Origin of the sequence: Agriterribacter sp. (genome assembly GCF_035497235.1) — a bacterium.
Lineage (GTDB): Bacteria > Bacteroidota > Bacteroidia > Chitinophagales > Chitinophagaceae > Agriterribacter.
Genome location: NZ_DATJEB010000016.1, coordinates 73,826 through 89,617 on the forward strand (window position 1 = coordinate 73,826; position 15,792 = coordinate 89,617).

General features: G+C 42.7%; 12 protein-coding genes. 9 read left to right on the top strand and 3 right to left on the bottom strand.

Features of this window, described 5'->3' with window-relative positions; all coding sequences use genetic code 11:
• The first annotated feature begins 96 nt into the window (after positions 1–96).
• From VL121_RS05600 to VL121_RS05610, 3 genes are all read left to right on the top strand, one after another.
• Positions 97–1,227 carry a zinc-dependent alcohol dehydrogenase family protein gene (locus VL121_RS05600; protein WP_325403031.1) on the top strand — a complete coding sequence of 377 codons (1,131 nt, stop codon included), beginning with the start codon at positions 97–99 and terminating at the stop codon, positions 1,225–1,227.
• 46 nt (positions 1,228–1,273) lie between these two features.
• Positions 1,274–2,065, top strand: a complete 792-nt coding sequence (locus VL121_RS05605) for an SDR family oxidoreductase (RefSeq protein ID WP_325403033.1) — start codon at positions 1,274–1,276, stop codon at positions 2,063–2,065.
• Between the two features lie 269 nt (positions 2,066–2,334).
• Positions 2,335–3,102, top strand: coding sequence for a 3-hydroxybutyrate dehydrogenase (locus tag VL121_RS05610; RefSeq protein WP_325403035.1), 768 nt, complete (start codon positions 2,335–2,337; stop codon positions 3,100–3,102).
• Positions 3,103–3,130: 28 nt separating this feature from the next.
• Here the strand turns inward: VL121_RS05610 and VL121_RS05615 are convergent, their stop codons facing one another.
• Positions 3,131–3,994, bottom strand: coding sequence for an AraC family transcriptional regulator (locus VL121_RS05615; protein ID WP_325403037.1), 864 nt, complete (start codon positions 3,992–3,994; stop codon positions 3,131–3,133).
• Between the two features lie 235 nt (positions 3,995–4,229).
• Here VL121_RS05615 and VL121_RS05620 point away from each other — a divergent pair, with 235 nt between their 5' ends.
• The 6 genes from VL121_RS05620 (at position 4,230) to VL121_RS05645 (ending at position 10,210) form a co-directional block, all read left to right on the top strand.
• Entirely contained in the window at positions 4,230–5,609 is a 1,380-nt protein-coding gene (locus VL121_RS05620; RefSeq protein ID WP_325403039.1) for a lactate utilization protein B, read from the top strand.
• Positions 5,610–5,655: 46 nt separating this feature from the next.
• The gene (locus tag VL121_RS05625; RefSeq protein ID WP_325403041.1) at positions 5,656–6,294 is read left to right on the top strand and encodes a LutC/YkgG family protein; all 639 of its coding nucleotides are present in this window, start codon (positions 5,656–5,658) and stop codon (positions 6,292–6,294) included.
• 30 nt (positions 6,295–6,324) lie between these two features.
• Positions 6,325–7,038, top strand: coding sequence for a (Fe-S)-binding protein (locus tag VL121_RS05630; protein WP_325403043.1), 714 nt, complete (start codon positions 6,325–6,327; stop codon positions 7,036–7,038).
• Positions 7,039–7,090: 52 nt separating this feature from the next.
• A complete protein-coding gene (locus tag VL121_RS05635) occupies positions 7,091–8,500 on the top strand; it encodes a sugar porter family MFS transporter (RefSeq protein ID WP_325403045.1) in 1,410 nt (469 codons plus the stop codon).
• Positions 8,501–8,590: 90 nt separating this feature from the next.
• Positions 8,591–9,442 (top strand): SMP-30/gluconolactonase/LRE family protein, encoded by an 852-nt coding sequence (locus VL121_RS05640; RefSeq protein WP_325403047.1) that lies wholly within the window; start codon positions 8,591–8,593, stop codon positions 9,440–9,442.
• 3 nt (positions 9,443–9,445) lie between these two features.
• Positions 9,446–10,210 carry an SDR family NAD(P)-dependent oxidoreductase gene (locus tag VL121_RS05645; protein WP_325403049.1) on the top strand — a complete coding sequence of 255 codons (765 nt, stop codon included), beginning with the start codon at positions 9,446–9,448 and terminating at the stop codon, positions 10,208–10,210.
• A 223-nt stretch (positions 10,211–10,433) separates the two neighbouring features.
• Here VL121_RS05645 and VL121_RS05650 read toward each other — a convergent pair whose 3' ends face one another.
• Together VL121_RS05650 and VL121_RS05655 are read right to left on the bottom strand one after the other, a co-directional pair.
• Complete coding sequence (locus VL121_RS05650) at positions 10,434–12,686, bottom strand: alpha-amylase family protein (protein ID WP_325403051.1); 2,253 nt, start codon at positions 12,684–12,686, stop codon at positions 10,434–10,436.
• Between the two features lie 73 nt (positions 12,687–12,759).
• Positions 12,760–15,759 carry a glycoside hydrolase domain-containing protein gene (locus tag VL121_RS05655; RefSeq protein WP_325403053.1) on the bottom strand — a complete coding sequence of 1,000 codons (3,000 nt, stop codon included), beginning with the start codon at positions 15,757–15,759 and terminating at the stop codon, positions 12,760–12,762.
• Positions 15,760–15,792: the final 33 nt, after the last annotated feature.

Consider the following 15,792-nt stretch of genomic DNA (forward strand, 5'->3'; position numbering starts at 1 on the left):
TTACATCAATGAGTTATCTGCCCATCGTTAGTACGGTTGAGCTGAAAGCTGATAGCTGACAGCTCAAAGCTCACACCTCAATTATATTCAAAGCATATGAAAATAAAAGCTGCGGTATTATACGAGATGGGAAAATCCCGTCCGTATGATGAAAGCAATCCCTTGCAAATAGAAGCGGTTGATTTGAGCACTCCGGGGTATGACGAAGTGCTGGTAAAAATTCATGCAGCAGGATTGTGTCATTCCGATTTGTCTGTTATTGACGGAAGCCGTGCAAGACCATTGCCCATGGTGTTGGGACACGAAGCATCCGGGGAAGTTATGGAATGCGGGGCGGGAGTAAACGATTTAAAGCAGGGAGATCATGTTGTTTTTTCTTTCGTTCCCATGTGCGGTCATTGCATACCCTGTACAACGGGCCGGCCTGCACTATGCGAACCCGGAGCAGTGGCTAATACAAAAGGAACTTTATTAGAGGGTGGCATTAGGTTAAAGGATCATAGCCATCATGATCTTCGCCATCACCTGGGAGTTTCTGCTTTTGCCGAATACGTTGTTGCATCAAGACATTCGCTCGTGAAAATTAACACCGCGATTCCGTATGAAATATCGGCTCTCTTCGGCTGTGCTGTTTTAACCGGTGTTGGCGCAGTAATAAATACGGCAAGGCTTACTGCGGGGCGAACCATTGTAATTGCAGGGTTGGGAGGAGTAGGATTGGCAGCAGTGTTGGGGGCTTTATCAGGAGGAGCCGCATCGGTAATTGCTGCGGATATCAATCCATACAAAAGAACAATTGCATTACAGTTGGGTGCTCATCATGTAATAGATCCTGCAGATTCAAATGCTATACAGCAAGTAAAAGACCTTACCTGTGGCGGCGTGGATATTGCCGTTGAATTTGCTGGTGCTATTAAAGCGCTTGAGTTTGCGTATGCCGTTACCAAACGTGGAGGTACAACGGTTACCGCCGGGCTGCCGCATCCTTCTCACACTTTTTCTTTATCACCTGCTATATTAGTGGGAGAGGAGCGAACACTGAAAGGCTCGTACCTCGGCAGTTGTATTCCCTCACGCGATATACCGGCTTTTATTTCGTTATATCAAACAGGACGTTTACCCGTTAATAAGCTTTTGTCTCATACCATCGCCCTGGAACAAATAAATGAGGGCTTTGAGCGGTTGGCCAATGGCGATGCACTAAGACAGGTTGTTTCTTTTGCATAGCAATGCAGGAATAACGATCGTCACATTACATCATAAATCAAATCATATGAGTAAAGAAATTACCCCCATTTTTCATCTGCGCAATAAATTAATATGGGTGGTTGGAGGTGCGGGCTATCTTGGGCAGGCAACTGTGATTGTACTAAAGAATGCAGGCGCAAAAATAATTTGTATTGACCTGGAGGATCGTGCTGCTGCATTTGTAAAATCTTCAGATTTAGGTGCAACAGTTATTCCTGCCACATTAGATGTCAGGGATGGAGCCGCCATACAGCGGTTTGTAACGGAGCAAATTAAACAGCACGGAGTGCCCGATGGAATGGTAAACCTTACCTTTGGCTCTACCTCAAAAAAACTGGAAGAACTGAGTGAAAAAGAATTTGATGAGGTTAATCATACAGGTTTAACGGCTACCTTTTTATTAGCAAGGGAAGTGGGTACGCAAATGGCTGAACGCGGCAGAGGAAGCATCGTATTATTCTCCAGCATGTATGGTTCGGTGTCGCCATACCCGGAGGTATATGAAGTTCCCATGAACAAAAACCCCATTGAATATGGTGTGGGAAAAGCAGGCATTATACAAATGACAAAGTACCTGGCGGTTCACTGGGGAAAAAGGAATGTACGGTGTAATTGCATTTCACCCGGACCATTTCCAAACCTGTCTGTACAAAAGCATAATCCGGCCTTCGTGGAAAGGCTGGCGCAACGATCGCCCATGGGGCGCGTAGGGAAGGTGGAAGAAGTTGCAGGGTCAGTGGCATTTTTGTTGTCTGAATCCGCTTCTTATATCACAGGTCATAATTTATGCGTTGACGGCGGATGGACAAGCTGGTGAGTTGTACGCTGTGAGCGATCGGCCATCAGCGAAGCTCTTGAATAGCGATGGTTACAGAGACTGGTATGTGAAATCTGCTGTATGAAAGGCTGCTGTATATTGGGAGTTCTTTCATCTCTAATTGAAAAGGTATGTGAAATCTGCTGTATGAAAGGCTGCTGTATGAGGCGTTATCGCCTCATACTCATACACAATTTACTGTCGCCCCGGGCGACCATGAGTAATCATATATTTGATAATATCTTACACAAATTAAACCATTTCTCCTCATGCATTCCAGCGTAGTAATAATAACCGGGGCAGCGGGTGGTATTGGCCTGGCTATCGCAAAAACCTTTTTGTATGCCGGTTACACCGTAGTTATTTTGGATATTGAACAGGATAGTGTTGACGCTGCTGTAGCAGCATTAGGCGGCAGCCGGGTTACCGGTTATGCCTGTGATGTTACCCATGAAGAAAATATGCAAAAAATAATAGGTACTGTCTATGACCTGTATGGAAGCATTGATGTGCTGGTAAATAATGCCGGGCTGCAGTATGTAGCGCCTGTTGAGCATTTTCCTACAGAAAAGTTCAGGCAGATGCTGGATGTGATGTTAACCGCACCTTTCATTGCCATCAAACATGTGCTGCCCTATATGAAAAAAAAGGGTTTTGGAAGGATCATTAACATGGCTTCCATTAACGGGTTGGTTGGTTTTGCAGGAAAAGCAGCCTATAATAGCGCGAAGCACGGGCTGATCGGGTTAACAAAAGTTGCTGCATTGGAAAGCGCCGGTCATGGCATTACCGTTAATGCCGTATGTCCCGGTTATGTTGATACCGCGCTGGTCAGAAACCAGTTTACCGATATAGCCAGGATGCGGAACATACCGTTTGAAAAAGTATTGGAAGAAGTGATCTATCCCCTTGTTCCTCAAAAGCGGTTGCTTTCCGTAGAAGAAATAGCGCATTATGTACAATTCCTGGCGGGTGATAACGCGAAAGGTATAACCGGGCAGGCGGTTGTTATTGATGGCGGATATACCGTGCAGTAGCACTCCTCCGGCAGTAATGCCGGTGCATTCATACAATTGAATGTAGCCTGATATAATCGGAAGGCGTGATTCTTTTGATAGATTTGAATTGCCTGTTGAAATTAGATATATTATTAAACCCGGATTCGTAACAGGCTCCTGCAACATGACCGTCCCGGATCAATAGCTTACAGGCGCTGCCTACCCTTATTTCATTCAGAAACCGTGTGAAGGTTTTCCGGTGTAAGCTTGTAAAGTAACGGCTGAAGGAGGACGCGTTCATATTAGCCAGGGCAGCCACCTTATCGAGTGTAATATCATGCTTAAAGTTATTGATCACGTATTCATACACCGGCAGCAGCCTGTCTTTATCAATCCCGGTAACTGATTCTGTATACCCTAAACTGGAAAGTGTCTTAAATTTTTTGTGCGCGGATAATAGTTTTAACACTTCGATAAATGTTATGATCCGTTCGTAACCTGAGCAATCAATCAATGTTGAAATTTTTTCGGCGATCGCCGCGTTTCCCGCGCCACTGAATTTGATCCCTAACTTCGCCCGTTTTATCAGCTTATTAATTTCCGCCATTTCAGGAATATTGAATAAACCTCCCGCAAAATTATCCAGGAAATGGATAATGTGGGCTTTTGTTGTAAGGTTGGAATCCTTTTCAAAATATATTTCGTCATTTAACCACAGATGGGGCAGGTTTTTGCCAACCAGAACCACATCGCCCGGCTCAAATCGTTCAATGCTGTCTCCAACAAAAGCTGTGCCGGTGCTTTCATGAATTACGTTCAACTCCAGTTCGGGATGATAATGCCAGACCTTCAAAAAATAATCTGCGGAATAATTTTGTAATGCCAGGGAACTGGTAACGTCAGTAACCCTCTGAATCAACTGAGACTTCATTTGTAATACACGATTGAATTAAGGAAAAAAGTAAATAAGAAATAATGCCGGCTTTAACTGAATACCATTTACACCTGTTAATTGCGCATTCAAAATAGGTTTTTTAGCAGAATCTGCCATATATTTTTTTTGCAAAAAAAGTATCAGGTTCAGAAAAAAAATGGGTTGCCCGGTTCTGTAACTCCATCTACATTTACCGCCGCTACAGTATTTAAAACAGGAGAAGGGAATATACATGAACAGCAAGGAAAAAGCATTTCTGTCGCAAAGCGAAAAAATAGTTTTTGACCCGGATCACCGGAAGAAGATGAACTTTTCGCTTAAACAGGCAGATAATGCATATAAAAAGGGCAGGCTACAGTTTTCGGATATGGAAACCACAAAAAAAATAGCCAAGAATATAAAATGGAATGCTATTGAGCACCTGCACACTTATCTGGAGGAATTTGAAACCCGGTTTACACGAAACGGGGGGAAAGTGATATGGGCCGAAGATACCCGGCAGGCACTGGATGCTATTCTGAATATCTGCAAAAGAAACCAGGCAAAAACTATTATAAAGAGCAAGTCAATCGTTACTGAAGAAATTCACCTCAATTCGTTTCTTACAAAGCATAATATTGAAGTATTAGAAACAGATCTGGGGGAATATATTCAACAACTTGATGGCGAGGCTCCTTATCACATCGTTTCTCCATCACTTCATAAAAGCAAGGAAGATGTTGCAAAGTTGTTTCATGAGAAACTACAGGTTCCGCCTCATCTTACTCCTGAAGCGCTTACACTGGTAGTGAGGAACAAATTGAGAAAAAAATACCCGATCGCTGAAATCGGGATAACGGGTGTAAATTTTATATTGCCGGATATAGGGGGAATTGCCGTTACAGAGAATGAAGGGAACGCCTGGCTGTCGGCAAGTTTTCCCAAAATACATATTGCTATTACCGGGATAGAAAAAGTGTTACCTTCTGTGCACGACCTTAATTTGTTCTGGCCACTACTGGCCACGCATGGTTCAGGCCAACGCACAACTGTTTACAACAGCATTTATACAGGACCCAAAAATCAAAATGAAACTGATGGGCCGGAAGAGATGTATGTGATCCTTTTAGACAACCGCCGCACGCATCTTCTTTCCGATACCACCGCACGGGAAAGCCTGTATTGTATCCGCTGCGGCGCCTGTTTGAATGTTTGCCCTGTTTATAAAAATATTGGAGGACATGCGTATGAAGCAACGTACAGCGGTCCTATCGGGGCCGTTATATCGCCGTACTTAAACAGTGCAGAAGCGTATAAACATCTTAGTTTTGCATCTTCCCTTTGCGGTGCCTGCACCGAAGTATGCCCGGTAAATATTAGTATTCACAATCTCCTGTTAAATAACCGCCGTAATGCAGTTGAAAATAACTTCGTTTCTCCTTCAGAAAAAATAGGTTGGAGTATATGGACAAAAATTAGCCGGCACCGGGCCTTAATGAATTGGCCGGGTGGATGGGTGAAAAATATTTTTATAACAAAACTGTTCCGGAAATCCTGGGGCAAACGAAGATCCCTCCCATCGTTTGCACGCCAAACTTTTAACCAGCTAAGAAAAAAAATAAATAAATCCTGAAGTGTGTTTATACTTTAAGGGTTGGCTACCATAATATTTTTTAAACATGTCCTCAGCAAGGAAAAATATTTTAAACAGAATTGAATCTGCCCTGGATAAACGCGTAGATATTCCTTTTCCGGATTACCGGCAAACCAGGTTTGCATTTCAAAATAACGGGCTTAATCTTAAAGCAGCGTTCAGTGAAGCATTCACTGCGCTCGATGGGCATCTTATTTGTTGCCGGGGAAGAAAAGAACTCGCCGAAAATTTAGGTAAACTGGTTACTGCACAAGGGTGGGCAAATATACGTTGTCAAACCCCTGCTTTGCTGGAAGATATGGAACTGCGGTCGCTTCCCTATATAAATAGCAGTGCTGATAATGAAACTGAAGCAGGAGTAACTGATTGTGAGTGTCTGGTTGCGCGAACAGGAACCATTGTATTCAGCGCTTCGCAGGCATCCGGAAGGGTGCTGCCGGTGTATTCGCCGGCGCATCTTGTTATAGCGTCAGCAGATAGTATCGTATTCGATATAGATGATGCCATAATCCTGCTCGAAAGAAAATATAATGACCAGTTGCCTTCCGGCATCTTTTTCGCCTCGGGCCCGAGCCGGACCGCGGACATCGAAAAAAGACTGGTGCTGGGTGTGCATGGTCCAAAAGAAGTTTACCTGTTCCTGATGGAAAGCGAGTTAAAATAATACCAAAAAAAATACTATAATTTGTTATAGATGAAAGTGCAGCTTTTTATTCCTTGTTTTATTGACCAGCTTTTTCCGCAAACCGCTCTTAATACCATAAAAATATTAGAGAAAGCGGGATGTAGTGTATTGTATAATACCAGCCAAACCTGTTGCGGACAACCCGCCTATAATGCCGGATTTTGGGATGACAGTCGCGTAGTAGCGGAAAAATTTATTAAAGACTTTGATTCGCCGGAATACATTGTAGCTCCGGGGGGATCATGCGTAGGTTTTGTCCGCAACCATTATGAAAAACTTTTTGCCGGAAATGACCTGGCAAAAAGCAAGCTCCTTACGGGTATCTATGAACTTACGGCGTTCTTAACAGAGGTACTCAGCATGGATGATTTAGGCGCTGTCTTTAATGGAGTAGCAACCTATCACGATGCGTGTGGTGCCTTACGTGAATGTGGAATAAAAACAGCACCCCGGAAAATGTTATCCAAAGTAAAAGGATTGCAGATGGTAGAAACAGACGATTGTGAGGTTTGTTGTGGCTTTGGAGGTACATTCGCTGTTAAATTTGAAGCGATTTCAACCGGCATGGCAGAACAAAAAGTGCATCATGCTATCGAAAAGGGGGTGCAGTATATTATTTCTACAGACTCCTCCTGTCTTTTACATTTAGATGGGTATATCAAAAAGCATGGCCTGGCTATTAAAACAGTTCACATTGCCGATGTGCTGGCAAGTGGATGGTAATAATATGCTGATTATTTCTGTGAATCAAATACAGTGCAGTTAAATAAATTATATGACACGCCGAAAAAAAACCGTATTACAAATTGTTGAAGCTTCACCCCCATCTGAAGGAAATACAAAATATGTTTATTTTGTTTCAATTGTTGCCGCAGTAGGTGGATTGTTGTTTGGGTACGACACCGCAGTGATTGCAGGAGCGATTGGTTTTCTTCAGACAAAATTCGAGTTATCTCCTGCCATGACCGGGTGGGCAGCGTCCAGCGCCATCTGGGGATGTGTGTTCGGAGCTGTGTTTGCCGGTCATTTGAGCGACAGGTTCGGCAGAAAAAAAATATTGCTGCTAACCGCTGTGCTTTTTGCGGGATCATCAATTGCCTCGGCACTTCCTGAAAATCTCACACAGTTTGTACTGGCAAGATTTATTGGCGGGCTGGGCGTAGGCGCAGCTTCGATACTATCACCACTATACATTTCAGAAATCTCGCCCGCAAGGATCCGGGGTACACTGGTAACCCTTTACCAGGTGGCTATTGTGGTAGGTATAAATTTAATCTACATCATTAACTATTTCATAGCAGGTATGGGCGATGAAACATGGAACGTTAATACAGGCTGGCGGTATATGATGGGATCAGAGGTTGTTCCATCAGCAATATTCTTTTTCCTTTTATTAGTGGTACCCGAAAGCCCGCGCTGGCTGGCAAAAAAGGGCAAAGAAAAATCGGCAGCCGGTATCCTGAATAAAATAAACGGGGAAACAAGGGGAACAGAAATACTCCGGGAAATAAACGAAACCCTGCATGAAGAAAAGGGAACATTCGCCGAACTGTTCAAACCTGGTTTGAAAAAGGCAATGATCATCGGCATGATGCTGGCTGTTTTTTCACAGATCACAGGCATCAATTCTATCATATACTATGCCCCGGAAATATTCAAGAGCGCGGGTTTCGGCACTGAGTCCGCCTTTCTGCAGACAGTTATCATTGGGTTAATCATCACCTTATTTACTTTTGTTGCCGTTGTATTAATTGACAGGGTGGGCAGGCGTAAATTATTATTATGGGGTGTGTCGGGAATGGCGGTTTCCTTATTGTCCATAGGTTTGGTTTATCACTTTGAGTGGACAATCGGCCCCTGGCTGCTGATATCCATACTTGGGTTTATTGCCTGTTTCGGCGCTTCACTCGGTCCTATTCCCTGGGTAATTATGTCCGAAATATTCCCAAATAAAACGAGAGGGCTTGCCATGTCTGTTTCTGTATTGCTTTTATGGCTGTCTATTGTAGCCATTACCCAGTTCTTTCCCATGTTAATGGAAGCCATTGGAGGCGCATATACCTATTGGTTATTTATGGGTAATGCGATCCTGCTGCTTATTTTTATATGGAAAGAATTACCGGAAACAAAAGGTAAGTCGCTAGAGGCAATTGAAAAAAACTGGAAAAAGCAGCATCTTGTTTAATGAAACAGCGATCATTGCTGATAAAGTAAGCGCATAAATAGGTTAATCGGGGAAATGCCGATATTGTAAACGATCAACATCATCTGTATTATGAATGAAACCATTAAAATTTCTTTGTTTGCCAACGGACTGGATCACCCGGAATGCGTTGCTGTTCATAAGGATGGTTCTGTATGGGCTGGTGGGGAAGCCGGCCAGATATACCGGATAGCTGCTGATGGTACAGCGTGGGAAGAAGTGGCTGCTACAGGAGGATTTATTTTGGGAATTTCTTTTAGCCCGGGATGTGAATGGCTGGCAGTCTGCGATTCCGCGGCCAAATGTGTATGGAAGCTGGACCCTGAAACTTTTGTACTTGAACTTTTTAGCAAAGGCTGTAATGCGCATCAGTTTAATATACCCAACTATCCTGTTTTCGATTCTCAGGGAAATTTATATGTATCTGAAAGCGGCGCTTTCAATGAAGTTAAAGGAAAAATATTGAAATTTTCAACTGATGCCCGGGCTGAAGTGTGGCACGAAGGTCCATTCCGTTTTGCTAATGGAATGGCTCTGGACAAAGGGGAAAGGCATCTGTATGTTGTATGCTCCTGGTTACCCGGAGTTGAAAGAATAAGCATAGGGGAAGATGGTTCGGCCGGTGAAAGAGAAGTATATTGCACCCTGCCCCGTACTGTACCTGATGGTATCGCGTTCGATGATGAAGGAAATTTATATGTTACCTGCTACACACCCAATGCTATCTATAAGATATCCCCGAACAGGGTATGCACATTACTGGTTGATGACTGGGAAGCGCATACCCTGGCTAATCCTACCAACATCGCTTTTGGCGGCAAAAATATGGATCAGCTTTTTACAGCCAACCTCGGAAGATGGCATATCAATAAAATTGATCTTGGCATAAAGGGGTTGACATTGGTTTCACATCAAAATATATAAACGATGAGCTTCAAAAACAAAACAATTGTAGTTACCGGCGCAACAAGAGGTATTGGACGGGCATGTATTGAAGTATTTCACCGGGAAAGCGCGAATGTTGTTATACTTGATATTGATGAGCAGGGTGCTGCTTTTGCAAAAGAATTAGGTGAACGTGCCCTGTTTGTTAAAGCCGATGTGTCCAGTGAGCAGGAGGTGATTGGCGCAGTAGAAATCATAAAAGCACGTTTCGGCCATATTGATGTATTAGTGAATAACGCGGCAATACAATATTTTGCAACCGTAACGGAAAGTACCGTGGAAGAATGGGATAAAACCATTTCCATTAATTTAAGGGGAGGATTTCTTTGTGCAAAATACATGATACCATCCATGCAGGCTAAAGGTAAAGGGGTGATCATTAACATGTCCAGTGTGCAGGCGTTTGTTACCCAGCACCAGGTGGCTTCTTATGCCACTTCCAAGGCAGCCCAAATTGCCCTTACGCGAAGTATAGCTATAGATTATGCTCCGGCAATCCGGTGTGTGGCCGTTTGTCCGGGCAGCGTGGATACGCCCTTGTTAAAAGAGCTGATTAGCCAATCGCCCGATCCTGAGGCGGTTTTTAAGGAATGTGAGGAAATGCACCTGATGAAAAGGATAGCAGCTCCTTCGGAGATCGCAGATTTTGTTTCGTATCTCGCCAGCGACAAAGCCTCCTTTATAACCGGGCAGGCGTTTAGAATTGATGGCGGATTGGGCATTACTATTAAGGGGTCTAAAAGGTAAATATAAGCCCTTGTTTAAGAGCTCATACTGCGTATCCGCGGATAAGCGCGTTCCGTTTAACGATTGGACGATTCGGATAAAGCCATCTCATATGCCATCAGCGATCAATAGCTGATGGCATTGAAAAATCTTTGGCAAACTGCTGCCGGCATCAGAACCAGGTTATTAAAGCTCCTGCGTATTTCGTTTGTTGAGTTCCATTTTTGGGATCATTATCTCCTGTTTAATTCAACTCAATGATAGTAACTCCCATTGCCGGGATCTCTACCTCCATATAAAGTACTTTTTTTTCGAAGCGCCATTTTTTTGCTCCTTTGATTTTGCCTATTGTGGATGTAAGCCCCAGGTCTGAAAGCGAACAGCTAATGTGTTTAACGGTATCCGTTTTCTCCAGGTTAAAACAATTTATAACGCTGCTGTTATTTTCAGGCAGGGTGTGAACGTGTGTTAGCTCATCAATACCATAAAAAATTCCGCGAACAAAAAATGGCTTTAGTCTCATGTATACCTTCATTGCTTTCTTATGGCCTTCCCATATTTCCGGAGGTGGGCCGTTCTTTTCCCCAATTCCTAAATGTGCTAACTCAACCTCCACATTGGGAGGAGAAGACTTAACACCATTTTTTCCTCCTATGCCAAGATGCCGGCAGGTAGAAGCAGTCCACCAAAACACTAATGCATTCGCATTATCTGTCTTAAGATTGATATGATCATACAAAGGAATATTATAGGCCAGGTTATAATAATACAATGATCTGAACCTTCCGCTGGTAAGATCACTCATTGGATCCCACATGTATTCAAAAGCCCAGATCGTATCAAAAGTAGTGGCATTATGCGTATAGTACATAGGTACGTACCGGCCCGATTCCGGCCCTAAAACCTGGTCATGCATTTCTATAAGAACATCGGGGTATTTTTCGTGTATTTTTTTCGCTAACCTGGCATAATTGCGGATATGATCCTCGCGGGTATAAGGTATGGGATGATAATGTTCTTTTACTTCACAGGGTCCTGTATAATTAGTACCATCAAACATAAAAAAACAAATGCCATCGGAAGCCAGTTTCAGGAAACGATCCAGTTTAGTTTGCCACCAGGCGGGGGCGCCGCTACAGAGATGATTATTATTCACCGCAAAAGGCTTGCGGGCAGATTCGGGGTACGCAGTTTCTTCATTCCAAACAGCTAAAGGGGTATGAAGAGAAACTTTCAAATTATACTTCTCCTTCATGATCTCACAAAATTCTCTACACGACATTAAACGGTCATCTCCCCAAATAGTTGAGCCCATTATTGTATCCCAGCCCGGATCAAGGTATAATGCTTCGCAGCCTAATTCTGCTGCTTTGGCAGCCTCTACCTCCATATCCTGCAGGCGATAGTATTGCGCCCTTTTTTCAGGAGTATCCGGGGCATTCCACCAGTGTGGGTTGTCGTAAATTTCATTCCAGTGTACAGGCGGATTAAAATCTTTTGGGAATTGGTGGCCCTTTGAATCCATAAAATTTCGAAACAGGGTAAATCCCTTCATTTCATTACCGGTAAAGGGGGCGTATCGGTTAAGTCCAAACTTCAACGTTTGATTGGGAGAAAAGTTCAACGCTGACTCTGGATCATTATGATGTATTCCCGAACCTCCCCATAACAGGTTTGACCCTATTCCTGTATTGGTGGACTCTGAAGCAGGCAGATGATTGTTTACTATAGCATATTCCATTTGTGCCTGGCAATATTTAATAATTAAAACACCACCTTTCGCATGAGCCATTATCCATCCCTCAGAACCCATTTGATGCGGTTTAGCCGCCATGAAATCTTTGATCACATATTCCTGTCTTACGCCGCTAGCAGTATGAATCAGAAACGGAACAGCTAAAAACCGCCAGTTTTGAGACAGGGTATTATTGTTATCTGTATTACTGATAACGCTGTTAAACCCATGTCTCAGGTTGATTTGGCTTTCATTAAGATTTAAACTTTTGCTGCCAATATTCTCCAGCATTACATATTCTTCAACCCATTCCTGATCTTTAGGAAATATAAAGCTGTGTACAACTTTTAGATTATCAGTAAACCCAGTAAAAGAAACCTCCCTGGCAGCATCCGGCAAGTCCGTTATCTTCACCTCCACTTTTTGAGGTCGTCCAAAACCATAATAATAATCCCCGTTTGCCAGGGTAACATTATTTTTTTTATCGAATAGCATGTTGGGGTTGAGTGCGTTTTTCGTCTCTACTTTTAATCGAAATGCACGGTTTTCTATTTCCACATTACCCGGTTGCTCAAAACCATTAGTGCCGCTAAAAGTAACTTTTACATCTTCAGCAGCTCCTGTATTCTGTTGCGAAGAAGCTACTACACCTTTTTGCCCCAGGGAAGAAATTGGTGCAAAAACCGCGCTACCTGTTATTAAAGCGGTTGTGCCGCCAAGCTGATGAATGAACTTTCTACGGGAGGAATGTTGCTTGCTCATTATATAGTTTTTATTTACGAATACAATTTTTAAAATAACCCGAACCAGTTTTAAAGAAACGAATTGATGCGTTCTATTCAGAAATGAAGAGTACTAACCCTTTTGAAGCAGGGATTATCAATTGGTTAAGATTAATAGGCTGTGCATTTTGCAGCCCTTCTACCTGCGGTATTTCAATCTTCGCGATAGCAGAAATCATTCCCATCTTTTTCCAATCTATAGCTAAACTAATCGTCTGTGCTGAATCTGTCCAGTTACCCAGAACAATCATTGCTTTTCCTTTATTAAGATAAACGCTTGCCAAAATATCAGGGTTACCTGTTTTTATTGGATTGGCACTATCCCAGTACCCGGTATAGGTTGATCCGGAGATACCAAACTGATCCCATAATTTCCAGATAACTGAAGGATCACAATGATGGTAGTAACGGGTAGACATTCCGTATACCATTCCCCTGTACGCATTACCACAACCCTCTAACATTTCTCCGTAAAGTCCAAACGGTATTCCTGATATTTCTACTAACCAATAATCCGGGTCTGAATTATAATCATACATCTCGCCAAGCCATAAGCTATTCACATAAGGAAACAGTTCGAGGTAATTATTTGCCGGACTATTTAATCCGTATTCTTTTTGAAATGCGTTGCCGGAGTGAAAATCCATTAAACAGCTATCGGCAGCCCTGTCCAGGGTTTTGCGTACCCGTTTCATTATTTCCCTGTCATAACCTACACCATCAAGATATATACCCCTGATCCCCATTTTTTTAACCAGGTAGTTCAGACCTTCAATGTAATAGTTGTGCCAGCGGGAAACACCCTGGGTGCGTATTGACATATCCCAGTCTAATCCTGCTGCAGCATCGGGAGGGCAATGCCATGCAGGATCGTAGTTAGATCTGAGGTGTTCAAACAACCAGGAATGCCCTGTCGCTCCATACACTGTTTTATCAATGCCGCCTTCATGTGTATCTGCAAGCATTATCGTTTTGCTGCGGGTAAAAATTTCATCATCCAGATGGCGCAGTGCCCATAGCTCGGGAAGATAGGTAGACAATTCCCTGACTGTATAATATAACTTCGTTCTTATGTTAACTTTATTAGCCCTTGTAACCAAAGAAGTTAATTTGTCATCCGTTAAAAACGGATAATTAATAAACGGGTTATATGGATTGGCATGATGTACGTTCATTACCGTTGCGCCAAGTTCTGCGGCTTTCTCCGGGTTAATATCCCTGTGGTAGTAACGTTCGCTCCAATGCTGGTTATCTAAAGGATGGAATGGCGTAATGAGCAGTCCAAAATTTAGTATCATCTCTTTACCGCCGGTAATATTTTTGGAACCTGTATACGCTGTTACAACGGCAGCATTGTTTGTATGATACATGGTACATCCACCTTTTCCTTCATTACTCCAGTCTTTGTATGGTCCCGTATTCTCAAAGCCATATATCTTCCAGTCCGGAACAATATGCTTTAACTTTAATTGCATACCCGCATTCACATCACCTACCCAAAGCATATTATTTGCATATTCCTGTTGCCATTTCCATTCCAGTTTATCCGGTATTTTGCCCCCCCGCTTACCCATACCCATGAGGTATTTGGCAGTGGTTCGCTTATAAGGCACTACTAATTGTACATCGTCTAAGCTGATATTATTTTTTGCTTTTATCCTGGTTTCATAATTAATATAACCATCACATTCCATTTTAGCCTGTACTATAATTTCAATGTCGGCATTATTTAATACGGTGTGCCATACAACGGCTCCACTGGATTGTGAAGTAATAACAGGCGCTTTTGCTTTTAGTTTTATTTCTTTTCCATTTTTTAAAAGCCGTAATTGAATCGCTCCGGAAAGAATATCTTTGTCGGGGCCATTAACCTGGTGATTACTACCGGTAAATGAGCTGGTTATTTGAGCGGGAAACCCGGATTTATCAATACTTACTTTACGCCCAAGAATAGCAAAGCGGTTTCCTTCGATTGTTATGGGGGTATAAGGCGCTACTACTTCATCGTCAATACCCCTGGTAGCGTCAAGCCAGTTTAACCGCGACATATTTGCAGGGGTGTCATAACCCATATTTTCAATAAGCTGATCTTTTATCCGGATGCTTACGTCTACGGAATATGTTTTAGTGTCGTTCCCAAGCACATTAACCTTTCCTTTATATATGCCCGCGGGTTGATTTTTATCTACGTCAATAAGAATCCACATGGCGCGAACTTCTCCCTTTGGCACTGTTACCTTTTTATAAAATTTACGGCCCAGGTAATCGTTCCCACCGGCGTTAATACACTTTAATGCGCCGGCTGGTATAGCCGCTCCTGTTTCTGTTTTGAGGGCTGAAAATACCAGCTTCACATTATCCAATGTTCTAAATGGAGAAAAAATGCCTATTTGCCATGCATAATATTCACCTTTATATGCGCTTCCCGAAAAGGTTGTGTTTACACCTTTTTTATACCACCTGTGGGGAATGGTTTCTGTCATGCGAATGGGAAAACTTCTATCTTCCGGGAATAAAAAAAAATCCTGGCTGTTGTTTTTTTTCAGAAATGCTTTTAACTCGTTTTTTGTTACAGGAACTTCCATCGGATAAAAACTATGAAAATTGTTCTGGCTTTCTATCGAAATTGTTTTGGGCTTTTGAACTGTAGTTTTGTTAACCGCATTCTTTTTCCACTCAGGGTCATAATCTTCCAAAGGCTTTTCATACTTTACATCGGGAAACCAGGAAGATCCCCCGATTTTGCCCGGCATATAATACAGGAAATACCTGCTTTGCCCCGAAACAGGTTCAAATAATATGGTGCCGGAATCCTTGTCCTTTTGCACACAATACATATTCTTAACTTTTTGACCGGTTAATGCATCAACCAGTATCAAACCCTTATCATCTACATTATCCAATCTCCGCCATGGAATTTCTGCCTTAACAACATCCGAAGGATGTTCAACATAAATAACAGCGCGATGATTACCCAGCGTTTCATGATCCCAATTTCCCGTGCCATAAGGAATATCCTGACTATAGGAAAGCGGCGTAATAACTGAAAGCATCAGATACATTATAAAACTGGCGTAACGCTTTCT